Source organism: Anaerobacillus sp. ABD4_527, assembly GCF_056160805.1.
The window spans coordinates 789,284-804,265 of record NZ_JBSWXZ010000002.1; the positions used below are offsets into that span (position 1 = coordinate 789,284).

Below are 14,982 nucleotides of genomic sequence, written 5' to 3' on the forward strand. Positions count from 1 at the left end.
ATGGCTAACGGCATATTAACGAAAGAAAATATCGTATTGAACGAAACTGCAGCAACGAAGGAAGACGCGATCCGTCTTGTAGGAAACATTCTTGTAGAGAAAGGGTACGTTGAAGAGAGCTATATTGACCAAATGTTTGAACGTGAGAAAATCACGACAACTTATATGGGGAACTACGTAGCAATTCCTCATGGTACGGAAGATGCGAAGAAATCAGTAAATCATTCAGGTCTTTCCATCGTACAGCTTCGTGAAGGCGTTGACTTTGGTGATGGAAATATCGCAAAGCTTATTATCGGAATCGCTGGAAAAGATAACGAGCACCTTGAAATTCTATCTCAAATTGCAATCGTATGTTCAGAAGAAGAAAATGTGGAGAAGCTCATTCAAGCAGAAGATAAAGAAACATTTATCTCTATGTTTAACGAGGTGAACTAATCATGCTAGCTGTACATTTCGGAGCTGGGAATATCGGGAGAGGGTTCATCGGTAAGCTTTTATCACAATCAGGCTATGAAGTTTGTTTTGTTGATATCAATGAAACGGTGATCGATGAACTGAATGAAAAGAATCAATACACCGTAGAAATTCTTGGCCAAGAGCGTAAAGAAATCATGGTTGATAACGTACGGGGAATCAACAGTAAAGCGAACCCTGAAGAGGTCGTTGAGGCGATTAGTAAAGCTGACCTCATTACGACAGCGGTTGGTCCAACCGTACTTAAAATGATTTCTAGTAGTATAAAAGATGGCATCGAAAAGCGCATCGAAAGAGGGAAAGCGCCCGTTAACATCATCGCATGTGAAAACATGATCGGCGGAAGTACGATGTTGAAAGAAGCGATTCAGGAGCAAATGGACGAAGATGGTTCACTCGAACAGTATGCTGGTTTTCCAGATGCAGCGGTCGATCGTATCGTACCGAATCAAACGCATGACGATCCTTTAACAGTCGCGGTCGAACCGTTCTATGAGTGGGCTGTCGACAAGACGATGATGGTGGGAGAAATCCCGGAAATCAAAGGAATTACGTACGTTGACGATCTTGCTCCTTACATCGAGCGCAAGCTGTTTACTGTTAATACGGGTCATGCAATGACGGCGTATTTAGGCTACCTTGCTGAAGCTGAAACGATTAAAGAGGCTCTTGAAAAAGAAGAGATCTATGCAGATGTGAAACGTGCGCTAGAAGAAACGGGTGCATTGCTGAAGCATAAATACAGCTTTGACGCAGAAGTTCACAGTGCGTATATCGAGAAGATTCTTGCGAGGTTCGAGAACCCTCATCTCGTTGACGAAGTTACACGAGTCGGCCGTGCACCGATTCGTAAACTTGGCCCGAGCGATCGATTAACAGGGCCCGCAAGTCAGCTTATGAAGATTGGAAATGAGCCAACGTACTTAGCAAAAGGAATAGCAGCAGCACTTCTTTTCGATCCAAAAGGTGACGAAGAAGCTGTCCAAATTCAAGAAGCTATCCACACGAATGGCCTTTCAAACGCCATCACAACTTACACAGGCATTGAAGAAGGCTCATCTCTATTCAACCTAATCAAAAAGCACTACGATGAATTGAGTTAGACCATAGCTGCCGAGGTAATCTCGGTGGCTTTTTTATGCTGTCTGAATCAATACGGTTTCGCCGATAAAAACGAAATATCGCTGATAAAAGACCCCTTTTCGCTGATATAACCTTCTATTTCGCTGATAAAATCAACTTATCGCTGATATATGCTAACGATCGCAGATAAACTCATTGAGCAGGCTACTCAGCCACACGGAATCCGCGCCTAAATAGGTTGTTATAGCCTCCTTATGTTAGTCTTCCTGATATTTTAATACTTTTGAAACTATTCTGAAGGATTAACGTATTAGAAGTTGAAGATTATCATATCAATCAACAGGACAGCGTTTGGCCGTGAAAATAAGAGCGGGGGGATTAAGTAATGGAAGTAGTGATCAAAGCTGACCATCTAGTAAAGTCATACGGTAGTATTCAGGCAGTAAATGACATTTCACTTACAGTTGATAAGGGAGAGATCTTTGGCATCATCGGACCGAATGGTGCGGGGAAAACAACGACGATCGAAATGCTTGAAGGCATACGTAAGCCAGACGGTGGAGAACTTTCGGTCCTTGGCTTAACGCCTCATAAGCAGCTGCGAGAGTTGAACAAGAAAATCGGTGTACAGTTTCAGGCAACGGCCATCCAGAAAAAGATGAAGGTAAAAGAAGCGATCGATTTATTCGCATCTTTTTATCCAACCACCCAAAAAGACCATCTCATCGATCTCTTAGGGCTTCATGAAAAATTAGGTGTGATGTTCGATGACTTGTCAGGTGGATGGAAGCAGCGCGTAACGCTTGCACTTGCTACACTTCATAAGCCTGAGATCTTATTCCTTGATGAACCGAGCATGGGGCTTGACCCTCACGCTAGGCGAGAACTATGGGGGCTCATCAATGCGCTGAAAGAACAAGGATGCACGATCGTTCTTACAACTCACTATATGGAAGAGGCAGAAAAGCTTTGTGATCGCGTTGCAATGATCTATAGCGGTCAACTAAGAGCACTAGGCACTCCTCAACAGCTCTTGAATCAAATTCCTGCTCACTACCTTACGTTTGATAGCGAAGAGCTACTGTACGATTTCCTCATCTCCTTACCAAGCGTCGTTAGCGTTGAAAACGAGAACCAGTCTTACAAGGTGTTAAGCGATGATCAGCAAACGACTGCGTATTACATTTTTAAATATTGTTATGATAACGAAATTCTGATTCAAGACTTTAGATTCGAAAAAGGATCACTCGATGATCTGTTCGTCCATTTTCTTGAAAAGGAGGCGTCCGCATGACCGCGATGATGAAGCTAGCTAGTTTGGAAACAAAAATGTTTTTCCGAGATCGTCTGAGCGTGTTCTGGACATTTCTTTTTCCTGTTCTCATGATCTGGCTTTTCGGCTCGATGTTTGGAGATAGCAACCTGAGCGGCCTTTCCTTCGCAGAAATGTTCGTTCCTTCATGGATTGGTGTGAACATCGTGACGATTTCCTTCTTTACACTAGGAACCGTATTAACGAACTATCGCGAGACGGGTGTTCTAAGGAGGTACCAATCGACACCGATTCGTTCATGGATGATTCTTGCTGCACATACGTTTCAAGGTTCCGTCATCTTTGTTATATCCGCACTATTGCTAATGGTCTTCGGAATGTTGATGTATGATCTCACGTTACCAGTATATATGGGGAGCACGTTGCTAGCTCTTCTTGTTAGCATTCTAGCGTTTTTCCCGTTCGCATTGTTTCTAACGTCGCTTGCTAAGAATTCACAGGCAGCTGCAGCGATCAGCTCACTATGTTTGAACGTCATGCTCTTCTTATCAGGAGCTGCCTTTCCTCTTGAATTCATGCCGACAATTCTCCAAAATGTAGCAAAAATTCTTCCGCTTTACTATGTTGTGGAATTGCTTCGTGGAACGTGGAGCGTTGGTCCGATTACAGATTATTGGCTTGAAGTAGCGGTGTTGCTCGGTATTTCCATCGTTTCTACGATTCTTGCTTCACGGTTTTTTCGATGGAGTGATAAGTAAGTGAATCGAAAGCTGTTTTTGATTTTATTTCTTTTTGTTCTAACAGGGTGCGGCGATCCTTCTCCTCTTAGATCAAACATCGAGGTCGAGATCAACCAAATGTTTGGAACAGAATTCGGCGTGATGGACCAAGTCTTTGTAAAACATGAGGGTGAAACGATTGCGGTTTTAGGGGCAGAGGAGTTCTTGGAAGCAATACGGAACTCATCAAAAAGCACTCAGAGTAAAGAAGGAGATTATGCGATCGTCCTCCAAACTTCTGAAGGTATGAAAGAGTTTAGTAGAAAGCAAACCCAAGAAGTTCTCTCCTATAACAGTCAGTCTCAAAAGCTCTGCAATGCGAGTCATTGCTATACCGTACCTTCAGCTTTTCAATCAGAGGTGATACCAAAGTGACTAAACTACTCTTGCATATAGAAGGTTTCGTAGTCTTCATTCTATCTCTCTACTTTTTCTCGACAATGGACGTAAGCTGGTGGGTGTTTCTTCTTTTATTATTCACACCGGATTTAGCGATGTTCGGCTATGCGATGAGTAAGAAAGTAGGAGCATATTGCTATAACGTGATCCATTCCTATAGTCTACCGTTCATCATGATCTTAATTAGCGTGATGATCGACCAGTCCCTTTTTGTAGCCATCGGACTCATTTGGACCGCTCATATTAGCATGGATAGGACGATCGGCTATGGATTGAAATCGAAAGAAGACTTTAAAATCACGCACTTGCAAAAGGCGTAAAGATCGTCGGAATTGTTTCGACGGTCTTTTTGTTCATCAACATTCATAGGTAACACTCAGCTTTCATTGGCAAAAATGTAAGCGCTTACCTTTTGTCTGGACTATTCGAACTAGTGCATAGTATGTAAATTTATAATTTACAAAATATTTTCATTAAAAGCATATTAAAAATTCGTCGAAAATTGTAGGATAGTGTGGAAAGCGTTTCATAAAGGACATCTCAGGGAGGAAAACACGATGAAGAAATTGGGAATGATTATCGCGTCCATCAGTATGTTACTAACTGTTGTTACACCATCGATGACGCCAAACAAGGTTCATGCAGCGACGAATGGGGACGTTGTTGTCAATGAAGTTGCATGGATGGGAACGACAGTTGATTACAACGATGAGTGGATCGAACTCTACAACAATACGGGTAGCGCTATTTCACTAGACGGTTGGACGCTAAACGCAACAGACGGCAGTCCTTCAATCAATTTGGCTGGCAGTATTCCAGCGGATGGGTATTACATACTTGAACGAACAGATGATAATACGATTTCTGGCGTTACGGCTGATCATATTTACAGCGGAGCACTTAGCAACTCTGGTGAAAACATGGAACTTCGCGATGATAGCGGTGCATTAATCGACAACGTTGACGCATGGCACGCTGGTGACAACGATACGAAGGCGACGATGGAACGCCAAGATCCAGGAGTAGCTGGAACGGATGCTTCTAACTGGGTAACGTCGACTGGTTCTTATAGTGAAGGAAAAGGAACACCATCTTCATCTAGCACGAGCGGATCCGGCAGTGGATCTGGCGGAGCTTGTACAGATACAACCGAGCACCTGAATCAAGTTTCTGAAGCACCAGACGCAATCAACGTTTATTTCAATAAATGTGCGATGGATCAATATGCTGATCCGGGTAACGAAGCAAACTACAATGTAAATCTCGAAGATCGTCTCTTGAAGCGTATTAACGCTGCGACGACAAGCATCGATTTCGCTACTTATGAGATCAATCTTCCAAAAATAGTAGATGCTCTAATCCAAAAAGCTTCTGAAGGTGTTGACGTACGAGTGATCGCGGACTCGAAAGACGCAACTGACCCTCATTATGTAGACCGTTTTAAGACGATGAGACTTTATGTTGAGGAAATGGTTCGCGGAAAAGATATGGTTGTTGGAACGGCTGACGATATTCACGTATTCTCTGATTCTCCAATGCTAGCAGTTGAAGATACAACGCTACGTGCAGATCATAACCTACCTTCTTCACCTGATGATTTCCCACAGCGCACGATTATGGTTGGGAACACTGAGATGACTGGGTATTTATTCGTAGAAGCAGAACAGCAAACAGACGGCACGTACTATTCTCCTGCCGATCAAATGCACAATAAATTTGCACTAATTGATGACAAATGGGTATTTACTGGAAGCTGGAACTTCACAGTGACAGGTCTCTATGGAACGGAAGAAAACATGGCGAACGGCGTTCTTGATGGAAACCAGCAGCACGTTGTGGAAGTGAATTCTCCAGAGTTGTCTTCAATCTATGAAACTGAATTTAACGAAATGTGGGGAACATCTACACTAACTCCGAGCACGTCGAATGCGAACTTTGGCTCTCGTAAAACGGATAACACACCGCATCAAGTGACGATCGGTGGGAAAACAGTGGAAGTTTATTTCTCAGCTGGAGACAATGCGGTCGGCCGTATGGCTGAACTTATCAAAACAGAAGCTGACCTCAACACGTATTTCACAATTTTCGCTTGGAGTGATCAAGCTCTTGTCGATGAGTTGAAGTACAAGTGGGAAGGTTCTTACCAGGATCAGCAGGGAACACTTACTGGCTTTGATGTAAAAGGCGTATTCTCAAGTGACTTTTGGAACCAGTGGTGGTCTGCAAGTATTGAAATGACAGGGCGTACGGTAACTGGAAGTCAAAATAACCCTAACATCCGCTGGGCTAACGCTGCTCCAGTTTACAAAGATGCTGAATCCCGTAAGCTTCATAGTAAAACGATGCTTGTGGATGCAGAAACGAACAGTGATCCAACGGTCATTGTTGGTTCAACGAACTGGAGCACGAACGGTAACGACGTGAATGACGAAAACATGCTGATCATTCATGATGATGCAATTACGAACCAATTTGTACAGGAATTCAACGCACGGTACATTCAAGCAGGTGGAACAATAAATTAATTCAGAAGAGCATGAAATCGATACGATTTCATGCTTTTTTTGTTTTCAGAATTAACCTGCTGTTTTTTTTAGAAGAGTAGGGGAGTACTTCTCTTAAGCTTGCTGTTCTAAAACGACAGGCGGACCCCTTTCCGAATTGTCAGTCTGTTACAATAATAGGAGCGTTGTGCGGAGCAAACTTAGGGGAGGATAAGTAATTGAATCGATTTTACATAAACATAAATGAAAAGAACGTCGGTGTTACGGAGTGGGGAAACGAGGATAAACCGACCATATTCTGTTTGCACGGACTTGGAAATACGAGCCTTAGTTTTATCGAAATTGCTGAAGCATTAGAAGAACGATACCACATCATCGCGGTCGACGCCCCCGGTCATGGGAAATCGGAACCTTTCGATCGAGAAGAAGACTATGAGATGCCTGAAATGGTAGAGTGGTTAAACCGTGTGTTCGATCGCTTGAATATTGACACATTTTATTTCTTATCTCATTCATGGGGAAGTTTTGTTGCACTCTTTTATTTGAAGGAAAATAGAGAAAAGGTAAAAGGTTCGCTCTTACTGGATGGAGGTTATCAAAGTAAACGAGAGTCACAGCTCTCGATGGAAGAAGAAGCCGCATCGTATGAAGTTGATTTTGAAGATTATATGGAATCATGGGAATCGTTTAGAGAGCATGCTGCGTATGGAGCGGTTATGAGGAGAACTCCATCTTTAGATCTCGCAGCAGAAGATCTGCTTCTGATGAAAGATGGTAAGTATTACTGGCACGCGAGAGGGAAAACGGGAAGTAGTATTGTAAAAGCGATGCACAAGCATGAGATTATGGATATTTATGAAGCACTGCCAGCAGAAATCATTTTACTGTGCGCTACTCTCCCGGAGGAGCGGGAGGGTGAGCGTTCGAGGATGGCGAGTGTATTTGAAAAAGAAGCGAGGGCGATCTTGGAACTTGTTCCTCATAGTACACATATGCTCCACTGGGATCAGCCGGAGTATGTTATTAGCGTCATTACACAGAGATGGGTTTAAAAGGAGAGAAGCGGGATGGAACGAACATGGTGGAAAGAAGCAGTCGTATATCAAGTTTACTGGCGCAGTTTCTATGATAGTGATGGAGATGGATATGGCGACTTAAGAGGCGTGATCGAAAAGTTAGATTATATCAAGAAGCTTGGGGTATCTGTCGTTTGGCTCAATCCCTTTTACGAATCACCTGATCGTGACAATGGGTATGATATTTCCGATTATTACTCAGTGATGGAGAAGGCCGGTACGATGGAGGACTTTGAGAAGCTGTTACATGAAGCCCACAAGAGGGACCTAAAGGTCATCATGGATCTTGTGGTGAACCATACTTCGGACCAACATGACTGGTTTACACAATCAAAGTCCTCGAAAGAGCATCCGAAGAGAGATTGGTACATATGGAGAGACCCTGTGGATGGAAAAGAACCAAATAACTGGCGCTCCTATTTTACCCCATCAACTTGGGAGTTTGACGAAGGCACAGGACAATATTATTTTCATTCCTTCGCAGTTGAGCAGCCAGATCTGAACTGGGAGAACAAAGAAGTGAGAGAGGCGATCTATGAGATGATGCGCTTCTGGCTTGAGAAGGGCATCGATGGCTTTCGAATGGACGTCATTAACCTTCTAGCCAAGGTCGATGGTTTTCCGAATGCTGAAAATCCCGACTATACGGATTACCTTGCAAATAATCCAGGCATCCATGAGTATTTGAAAGAGATGAACGAAAAGGTTCTCTCTCATTATGACGTTTTGACAGTTGGAGAGATTCCGTTCGTTACACCTGAGGAAGGTTTAAAGTACGTAGCAGAAGACCGAGGAGAGTTAAAGACGCTCTTTCATTTTGAGGTAGCTGACGATATGCCGACTTGGGATATGGTCCGGTATAAGGAAATTCAGGAGAAGTGGCATGAGACTTTTTATGGAAAAGGGTGGAATTCACAGTTTTTGAATAATCATGACCACACACGTCAGGTCACGAGATACGGGAATGACAAACGTTATCGAAAAGAATCGTCCAAGCTTCTTGCGACGATGATCCATACGCTTCCTGGCATTCCTTATGTTTTTCAAGGTGAAGAAATAGGTATGACTGGTGTTCGCTTCGACTCGATCGAAGACTACAATGATATTGCGATGAAGAACAAATATAGAGAAGAAGTGGAAAAGGGCCGTAACCCTGTCGCGGTATTTGAAAGCTTATTGCCTTTGAGCCGGGATAACTCGAGGACACCTATTCAGTGGGATGAAACGGAACAAGCTGGTTTTACAGAAGGTGAGCCGTGGATCAATGTGAACCCAAACTATAAAGAAATCAATGTAAAACGTGACCTTTCTGAAGTGGACTCGATCTTTGGTTATTATCAGAAGCTCATCGCACTTCGAAAAGAGCATCCGGTTATGATTTACGGTGATTATACAGATTTATCAAAAGGACAACAGAAGCTTTATGTATATACGAGGGAGTTTGAAAAGAAACGCTGGCTCATCGTTTTAAACTATAGCGACGATCACACGATCTTTCAAACTGATGTAGCAATTGATGAGAATAGCAAGCGATTAATTCTTGCAAACTACCGTGATGTTACTGAGGACGATGGATTAAATGGCACCTCTCTTAGACCTCATGAAGCAAGGATTTATGAATTATGAGAGGTGGCGTATGAAGATAGCTGAACGGTTTGGCGACATCCCAACGATTGAAACAGAACGACTCATCCTAAGGAAAGTAACGCTCGATGATGCAGAGGACCTGTATCATTACGCTTCGAATGAAGACGTAACTCGTCTCGTCACGTGGAATACTCACGCAGCATTGGAGGACAGTATCGAATTTATTCGTACATTTTTACCTCGGTATGATGCTCCGTGGGGAATCGAACTCAAACAAACTGGAAAATTGATCGGTACCGTTCACTTTGTCTGGTGGAACCCTGAGCATAAAAGCGCAGAGCTTGGTTATGTTCTTTCTCATGAACATTGGGGCGAGGGAATCATCAGCGAAGCAGCTAGGGCGGTAATTAGGTTTGGTTTTGAGAGCATGGATTTAGTACGAATTCGGGCTAGGTGTTTTTTGGAAAATATCGGATCAGAAAAGGTTATGAAGAAGATAGGGATGTCCTATGAAGGGATAGAGAGAAAAGCAATGCTTGTAAAAGGGACACATCGTGACTTAAAAGTATACGCGATCGTTCAGAACTGAATACATAAAAGCGCCCAGGCGAGGGCGCTTTTATGTTAGATCTTGTTCTGTGCTTTCCGTACCTCATCACGATGATAGGGAGAGTCCTTCACTTCATTCACTACGCTAAACGTATTGCCATCTAAGTCATCGAAATCAAACACCTTCATGCCACCAAATGCATCGATTTCAGTTGTCATGACGCCATTTTCATTTAATTTCTCATAAGCTTCTTCAATATCATCGACTAGAAAATTATAATACCCGTTCTTTGAATCAGTCGAGGTTGTGAATTCAGTTGACTGTGACTTTTCTACTTGAATTAAAGCGAGCTGTGTATCATCGTTTGGAAAGTAAAATCCAACACCGCCATCCCAGCTGTCAATCTTCGTCACTCCGAGGTTGTCTTCGTACCACTTTACAGATTTGTCGAGATCAGTTACTGGAATGAAAATACTACCTACTTTGAACATGTCATTCCTCCCTTTTCTTGTACTGCCTTTAGTACGAATAGTGATGGGGAAAAGTTCCGAACAATCCAAATTCTTGATAGGATTTTTGAACACCGATACAATTATTGAACAGAATGGAGGAATGTAGAGTGAACGTAAATTTTGAAACGCAGTCAGGAAAACGATCGTTCGAACAGATCGTTGAAGAAAACAGTAAGACCATGATCGTCTTTGTCCGCCACCTCGGTTGACCGATCTGTCGTGAATATCTCACGCAGTTGCGTGAGCGAATTGATGAGTTTCAAGGGGTCACTGTTTATGCGATTGCCCCTTCGAATGCTGAATTTATTGGAAAGTTTATCGAAGCATTCGGACCTTTTCCATTTCCGATTCTTGGTGATCCAAATAAAGAGGCGTATGATCGATTAGGTCATAAAACCTCTCCAAAATGGAAGCTTCTTTCACAAGCCGCAATCGGGTTTGTTTCTGGAAAGGTAAAGAATTTTATTCCAAGTGATGAGCGACAGAAAAAAGTCGTGTTAACATCTATGAAAAAAGCCGATGTTTACATACAAGGCGGAACGTATCTCTATTCTGAGAAAGGTGAGTTGATCTGGCGACATGTTGATTCCTCGCCTGAAGACCATGCGAAGATCGATACGGTATTGGAAAAAATAAAATAATTATGCTGATGTATAGAATAATGAATAGAGCTTGTGTAAGCACATGTACTTACCCAAGCTCTATTTTATGAAACGATTATAAGTTCAATCCTTTAGCAAGTAGCTTTACTGGATAGAGTGGATCGATGAGCTTGTCCATAGACCATGTCCACCAAATCCACCCTGTTACAAGGGACATTAATATAAACTTTTTGAGGTTCGTTTTGTCTTTCTTAACGATAAGATAAATCACTGTAATGAGGATGAAAGCAAGAAATGGGAAAAACATGAACACATTCATGACTGAACTCCCTTTCGCACATATGAAATGATTAGCAATAGTAGCGGCAGAAAAATACCAAGGATTACAGAATAGATGGGTACCAGTGTTTTAGCGTAATGAATGTTTTCAACGATATTAACATGAACACCCATTGAAAAAGCGGTCGTAGTAAATAGAAGGATAAAGAGTATGGGAGTTTTGTATGGAAAACGGAAGATGCATTTTATAAAGATAAATGCCGCATAGAGCAGAATCGAAACTTTAATCAATACAGTCGTTATCAAGATTGATGAAACAAACACGTCAAGGTTTTCAATGGTTTTAAATAGACTAATTTCTTGAGCGGAAGCCATGGTAGGATACGTTAAGTTGGATATACGCATACAACCGATCGTTCCTACTAGAAGGAAAATGACTCCGATCGTAGATACCGTCGTAACGGTGCTAGCTAAATACACACTCTTCCTTGTTCGGTTGCTATTTCTTGTGAGTGGAATCAGCATGAGAATCGGAAGAAATTCAAGATAAGGAAAGCTGAAAAACGAGACCGTCATGCTGCCGATCGCTTTCATATCGAATGACCCAGGCAGTGGAATGAGGCGTTCTGTGTCCCATTCCCCGATAACGAGCAAGAGTGAACCCCAGAATATGACGAAGATTAAAGGAGTTAAGATTTCTACTGTACGACCTAGAGTGCGTATTCCTTTAGAAATGACATAGATCGCGACGGTAATGGTAAGGAGGTTAAACACGACGGTTGGCGTAAAGTCCATCGCTACGGTATTGATTACATCACCAACATTTCTAGTTGCAAGAGATGCGATTAAGATGAAGATATAGATAAAGATCAAGGAGATAACGAACCCTATTTTTTTCCCAAGCAGGTTAACCGTAATTTCTGCAAGGTCTTTTCCTGGATGTCTTTTCAGGAGATGTAGCCAAAGCCAAATAACACCAAGGCTCATGATGAATGCAAGAATAGGAGGAATCCATGACCATTGTTTTGTTGTTCCGATCAACCCGCTCATTTGGACGAAATAGGTAGGTCCGATCAAGTAGTTCGTTGCAAGTAAGAAGAATTGCCACGTTGTTAAGTGGTTGACGCTTGAATCCTTCATCTCTCTTCCTCCTAGTCACTGTATGGATTGATGATGTTTCCGACGTCATCGATTCTGATGGTAACGTCATATGAAATCGTAGCGTTCTTGAATGCTGCCCGTTTCTCTTCAGTGTTCATCGAAGGATACCTCGCGAAAAGCCCGAGTAAGTCTAGCTCTTCCTCTTGCAGCTTTTCAGTTAACTCTTTTAGTTTTTCTTCAAGAGTTTCGTTGGCATTTTTCTGGATGTTATCGATTGTATTGATCGTTATAGATTTTGAAACTTTACTGTTTAAAAAGTCAGCATTGCATTTAACATCGAATGAAAATGCAAAAGGATATTTTTTTGTGGTTTTATGGTTTGTTTCGCATCGATTGATATCTAAAAAATGAGCATCCTTCTCATCTTCCATAACTGTGATCGGCATTTGATTTAGTTGATTCGTTAATAGATGGTACAGCGCCATCTCCTCATTTGAAAGTGATACCGGATCAGCTTTTTTTTGATACGCCACTCCACCTACAAACTGAGCATGGCCACTACTCGTGTCGACTTCACTTAAGAATTCCATGTTTTCTGCTTCTTGGTCTAAGAAGATAACTGCAGGGAACAAGAGGTTTCCGTCTCTGTAGTATTTTTCTACGTTGTCTCTGATTCGATACTTCGTATGTGTTGCTGTGTAATGTTTTTGAGAGGCTTGAAAGTTATCAGAGAGCCACTGCCCTGGAATAAAATTTATCTTTGTGAGACGAAACATCGTTTCACTTAGCGGTTGGAGAGAGACGGCAGTTTGAATGGGTGCTCTTGTTTCGCTATTTCGATCGAGGAAGTTAAACACTTCGATCATATCCGCTACTTCTAACTCGTTTGATAACAATAGAATTTTTGTTTTAGCAAAAAACATATGTCTTGGAACTTGTAGACTCGCTTTATCTACTGCAGCTTTTAATGACTTGTGTCTGCTAACATACGTATAGACTGGACTTGATTCTACTCTTCTATCCTGTGTTGCAAAAGATGTTGGGTTGACAACTTGAAAGTAGAGGATAAATTCATCGGTCGTTTTATCTTTATCGATTCCTATCATGTCCACGATTACGAGTTCTGAAATATCCCCCTGATCCCAGCATCCAGAAAGGAGCACGAGGATAAGAAGAGGGAGAAGAGCAGTAATTTTTCTCATCTTCCTACTCCTTTCTTTCAATTCCTTTAGGTAGTTGGTTTTTCACCCAGTTACTTGGTAAACGCACGAACGTATCTTGTAAATCACGCAAGTTTATTGGTGCAAAAGGTGTGAGGTATGATACTCCAAATGATTGAAGGGAAGCAGCATGGATCAGGACGATCAAAAACAAGAAGAACATGCCATAAAATCCTAGAAATCCGCCTGCTAAAAGGAAACCGAATCGAAGGATTCTTCCAGTGACACCGAAGTTGTAGGCAGGACTAACAAAGTTTGCGACGGCTGTGAGTGACACGACGATAACAACCGCAGCAGAGATTAACCCTGCTTGCACCGCAGCCTGACCTAGGACGAGCGCTCCAACGATCGATATGGCCGAACCGATCGCAACTGGCATCCGAACCCCAGCCTCACGGAGCACTTCAAAGATAAACTCCATAATGAGGACTTCCACTAGGGATGGATAAGGGAGCCCCTCACGTTGTGCCGCAAAGCTGTATAAGAGATGCCCTGGTATCATTTCTTGGTGATAGGTTGTGAGTGCTACAAAGAGTCCCGGTACGAGCGTGCCCCATATGAACGTTGTAAATCGTAACAGTCGAAGCAGCGATGCAATGTCCCAACGCTGATAATAATCTTCTGGAGCTTGAAAGAACTCGGTGAAAAGGGAAGGGACGGTTAGTACGAAAGGCGTCCCTTCAGTGAGGATCGCAACTCGTCCTTCGATCAGTCTAGAAGCTACTTTTGCAGGAAGCTCTGTATTTGAAATTGTTGGGAAAAGCGATATTTGTTTATCTACGATTGCTTCTTCAATCATTTGGGATTCTAAAACAATGTCTACATCGATTTGGTTCAGCCTAGTGAATACTTCTTCCACGATTTCTGAAGGAGTCGTCCCTTCGATATAACTCACGACGACTTTCGTCTTGGTTACGTTTCCTAGTTGAAGGCTGACTAGACGTAGGTTAGGATTTCGTAGTCTCATACGAAGTAATCCTAGATTTTTATCAAGTCTTTCAGTAAATGCTTCATGTGGACCTCTAATGTTAATCTCGGTTTCTGAAGGAACGATATCTCTTCCTTCAGTCGATGCAACATCACACATCACGTATGCATCTGAATGACTCACGAGCACAACGGCCATTCCTTCTAAAAGGTCATCCAATATTTCGTCTTGCTCTTTGAGTGAAGCGGGTGATGTCACTACATTCATGTAGCTTTCTAGAAAGTCTTCATCAACGGAAGAAAGCTGGATCTTCTTGACGACTTCCCTTTTTAATGCATCTTGTTCTACGAGGCTTTTAAAGTAGATGATGGCAAGAGTAATGGATCCTTTTTGAACAATATGAACGATCAAGTCATCAGGCTGTCCGAACGCCTGCTTTATGTTCTCGATCCGTTTATGAAAAGACTTCTTCTTATTGAACATCACCATCACCTCGCTTTTTACGTATATAGCTTTACTGTGTGCAATCGTCGCAGGAATATGCCATAAGATGAAATTTCAGGAATCGACTGGACATACAAAACGGCCGCTCATATGAGCAGCCGTGCACCT

Annotated in this window: 16 protein-coding genes; 11 read left to right on the forward strand and 5 right to left on the reverse strand. The window is 42.4% G+C overall.

All coding sequences use genetic code 11. The features are described from left to right. From ACXAHI_RS16340 to ACXAHI_RS16385, 10 genes are all read left to right on the forward strand, one after another. Complete coding sequence (locus ACXAHI_RS16340; protein WP_474812642.1) at positions 1 to 438, forward strand: PTS mannitol transporter subunit IIA; 438 nt, start codon at positions 1 to 3, stop codon at positions 436 to 438. A gap of 2 nt (positions 439 to 440) precedes the next feature. Continuing rightward, entirely contained in the window at positions 441 to 1,580 is a 1,140-nt protein-coding gene (locus tag ACXAHI_RS16345) for a mannitol-1-phosphate 5-dehydrogenase (RefSeq protein ID WP_474849650.1), read from the forward strand. A gap of 365 nt (positions 1,581 to 1,945) precedes the next feature. Continuing rightward, positions 1,946 to 2,854, forward strand: a complete 909-nt coding sequence (locus ACXAHI_RS16350) for an ABC transporter ATP-binding protein (RefSeq protein WP_474849652.1) — start codon at positions 1,946 to 1,948, stop codon at positions 2,852 to 2,854. Then, positions 2,851 to 3,591, forward strand: coding sequence for an ABC transporter permease (locus ACXAHI_RS16355; protein WP_474849654.1), 741 nt, complete (start codon positions 2,851 to 2,853; stop codon positions 3,589 to 3,591). The genes ACXAHI_RS16350 and ACXAHI_RS16355 overlap by 4 nt, the downstream gene beginning before the upstream one ends. Then, entirely contained in the window at positions 3,592 to 3,987 is a 396-nt protein-coding gene (locus tag ACXAHI_RS16360) for a hypothetical protein (RefSeq protein WP_474849656.1), read from the forward strand. Further along, complete coding sequence (locus ACXAHI_RS16365; protein ID WP_474849658.1) at positions 3,984 to 4,331, forward strand: DUF4260 domain-containing protein; 348 nt, start codon at positions 3,984 to 3,986, stop codon at positions 4,329 to 4,331. Before ACXAHI_RS16360 ends, ACXAHI_RS16365 begins: the two co-directional genes overlap by 4 nt. A gap of 237 nt (positions 4,332 to 4,568) precedes the next feature. Continuing rightward, complete coding sequence (locus ACXAHI_RS16370; RefSeq protein WP_474849660.1) at positions 4,569 to 6,536, forward strand: phospholipase D-like domain-containing protein; 1,968 nt, start codon at positions 4,569 to 4,571, stop codon at positions 6,534 to 6,536. A gap of 197 nt (positions 6,537 to 6,733) precedes the next feature. Beyond that, positions 6,734 to 7,567, forward strand: a complete 834-nt coding sequence (locus tag ACXAHI_RS16375) for an alpha/beta fold hydrolase (RefSeq protein WP_474849662.1) — start codon at positions 6,734 to 6,736, stop codon at positions 7,565 to 7,567. 15 nt (positions 7,568 to 7,582) lie between these two features. Then, positions 7,583 to 9,217, forward strand: a complete 1,635-nt coding sequence (locus ACXAHI_RS16380; RefSeq protein ID WP_474849664.1) for a glycoside hydrolase family 13 protein — start codon at positions 7,583 to 7,585, stop codon at positions 9,215 to 9,217. 10 nt (positions 9,218 to 9,227) lie between these two features. Further along, on the forward strand, positions 9,228 to 9,767 hold the full coding sequence (locus ACXAHI_RS16385; RefSeq protein ID WP_474849666.1) for a GNAT family N-acetyltransferase: 540 nt from the start codon (positions 9,228 to 9,230) through the stop codon (positions 9,765 to 9,767). Positions 9,768 to 9,802: 35 nt separating this feature from the next. On the opposite strand, the gene ACXAHI_RS16390 is transcribed toward ACXAHI_RS16385, so the two are convergent. Further along, complete coding sequence (locus ACXAHI_RS16390; protein WP_474849668.1) at positions 9,803 to 10,219, reverse strand: VOC family protein; 417 nt, start codon at positions 10,217 to 10,219, stop codon at positions 9,803 to 9,805. A 233-nt stretch (positions 10,220 to 10,452) separates the two neighbouring features. Here ACXAHI_RS16390 and ACXAHI_RS16395 point away from each other — a divergent pair, with 233 nt between their 5' ends. Then, the gene (locus tag ACXAHI_RS16395; RefSeq protein ID WP_474849914.1) at positions 10,453 to 10,881 is read left to right on the forward strand and encodes an AhpC/TSA family protein; all 429 of its coding nucleotides are present in this window, start codon (positions 10,453 to 10,455) and stop codon (positions 10,879 to 10,881) included. A gap of 76 nt (positions 10,882 to 10,957) precedes the next feature. Here the strand turns inward: ACXAHI_RS16395 and ACXAHI_RS16400 are convergent, their stop codons facing one another. Genes ACXAHI_RS16400 through ACXAHI_RS16415 form a run of 4 tightly spaced genes read right to left on the reverse strand, consistent with a single transcriptional unit; the run spans position 10,958 to position 14,853 of the window. Continuing rightward, a complete protein-coding gene (locus ACXAHI_RS16400) occupies positions 10,958 to 11,161 on the reverse strand; it encodes a hypothetical protein (RefSeq protein WP_474849670.1) in 204 nt (67 codons plus the stop codon). Continuing rightward, complete coding sequence (locus ACXAHI_RS16405) at positions 11,158 to 12,261, reverse strand: GerAB/ArcD/ProY family transporter (protein WP_474849672.1); 1,104 nt, start codon at positions 12,259 to 12,261, stop codon at positions 11,158 to 11,160. The genes ACXAHI_RS16400 and ACXAHI_RS16405 overlap by 4 nt, the downstream gene beginning before the upstream one ends. Before the next feature lie 11 nt (positions 12,262 to 12,272). Continuing rightward, positions 12,273 to 13,424 (reverse strand): Ger(x)C family spore germination protein, encoded by a 1,152-nt coding sequence (locus tag ACXAHI_RS16410; RefSeq protein ID WP_474849674.1) that lies wholly within the window; start codon positions 13,422 to 13,424, stop codon positions 12,273 to 12,275. A 4-nt stretch (positions 13,425 to 13,428) separates the two neighbouring features. Then, positions 13,429 to 14,853 (reverse strand): spore germination protein, encoded by a 1,425-nt coding sequence (locus ACXAHI_RS16415; RefSeq protein WP_474849676.1) that lies wholly within the window; start codon positions 14,851 to 14,853, stop codon positions 13,429 to 13,431. Positions 14,854 to 14,982 lie beyond the last annotated feature (129 nt).

Coding starts and splice junctions, on each gene's coding strand:
- ACXAHI_RS16380 (WP_474849664.1), top strand. CDS start 7,583: ATGGAACGAACATGGTGGAAAGAAGCAGTCGTATATCAAGTTTACTGG.
- ACXAHI_RS16350 (WP_474849652.1), top strand. CDS start 1,946: ATGGAAGTAGTGATCAAAGCTGACCATCTAGTAAAGTCATACGGTAGT.
- ACXAHI_RS16415 (WP_474849676.1), bottom strand. CDS start 14,853: ATGTTCAATAAGAAGAAGTCTTTTCATAAACGGATCGAGAACATAAAG.
- ACXAHI_RS16370 (WP_474849660.1), top strand. CDS start 4,569: ATGAAGAAATTGGGAATGATTATCGCGTCCATCAGTATGTTACTAACT.
- ACXAHI_RS16405 (WP_474849672.1), bottom strand. CDS start 12,261: ATGAAGGATTCAAGCGTCAACCACTTAACAACGTGGCAATTCTTCTTA.
- ACXAHI_RS16390 (WP_474849668.1), bottom strand. CDS start 10,219: ATGTTCAAAGTAGGTAGTATTTTCATTCCAGTAACTGATCTCGACAAA.
- ACXAHI_RS16410 (WP_474849674.1), bottom strand. CDS start 13,424: ATGAGAAAAATTACTGCTCTTCTCCCTCTTCTTATCCTCGTGCTCCTT.
- ACXAHI_RS16345 (WP_474849650.1), top strand. CDS start 441: ATGCTAGCTGTACATTTCGGAGCTGGGAATATCGGGAGAGGGTTCATC.
- ACXAHI_RS16355 (WP_474849654.1), top strand. CDS start 2,851: ATGACCGCGATGATGAAGCTAGCTAGTTTGGAAACAAAAATGTTTTTC.
- ACXAHI_RS16385 (WP_474849666.1), top strand. CDS start 9,228: ATGAAGATAGCTGAACGGTTTGGCGACATCCCAACGATTGAAACAGAA.
- ACXAHI_RS16340 (WP_474812642.1), top strand. CDS start 1: ATGGCTAACGGCATATTAACGAAAGAAAATATCGTATTGAACGAAACT.
- ACXAHI_RS16400 (WP_474849670.1), bottom strand. CDS start 11,161: ATGAATGTGTTCATGTTTTTCCCATTTCTTGCTTTCATCCTCATTACA.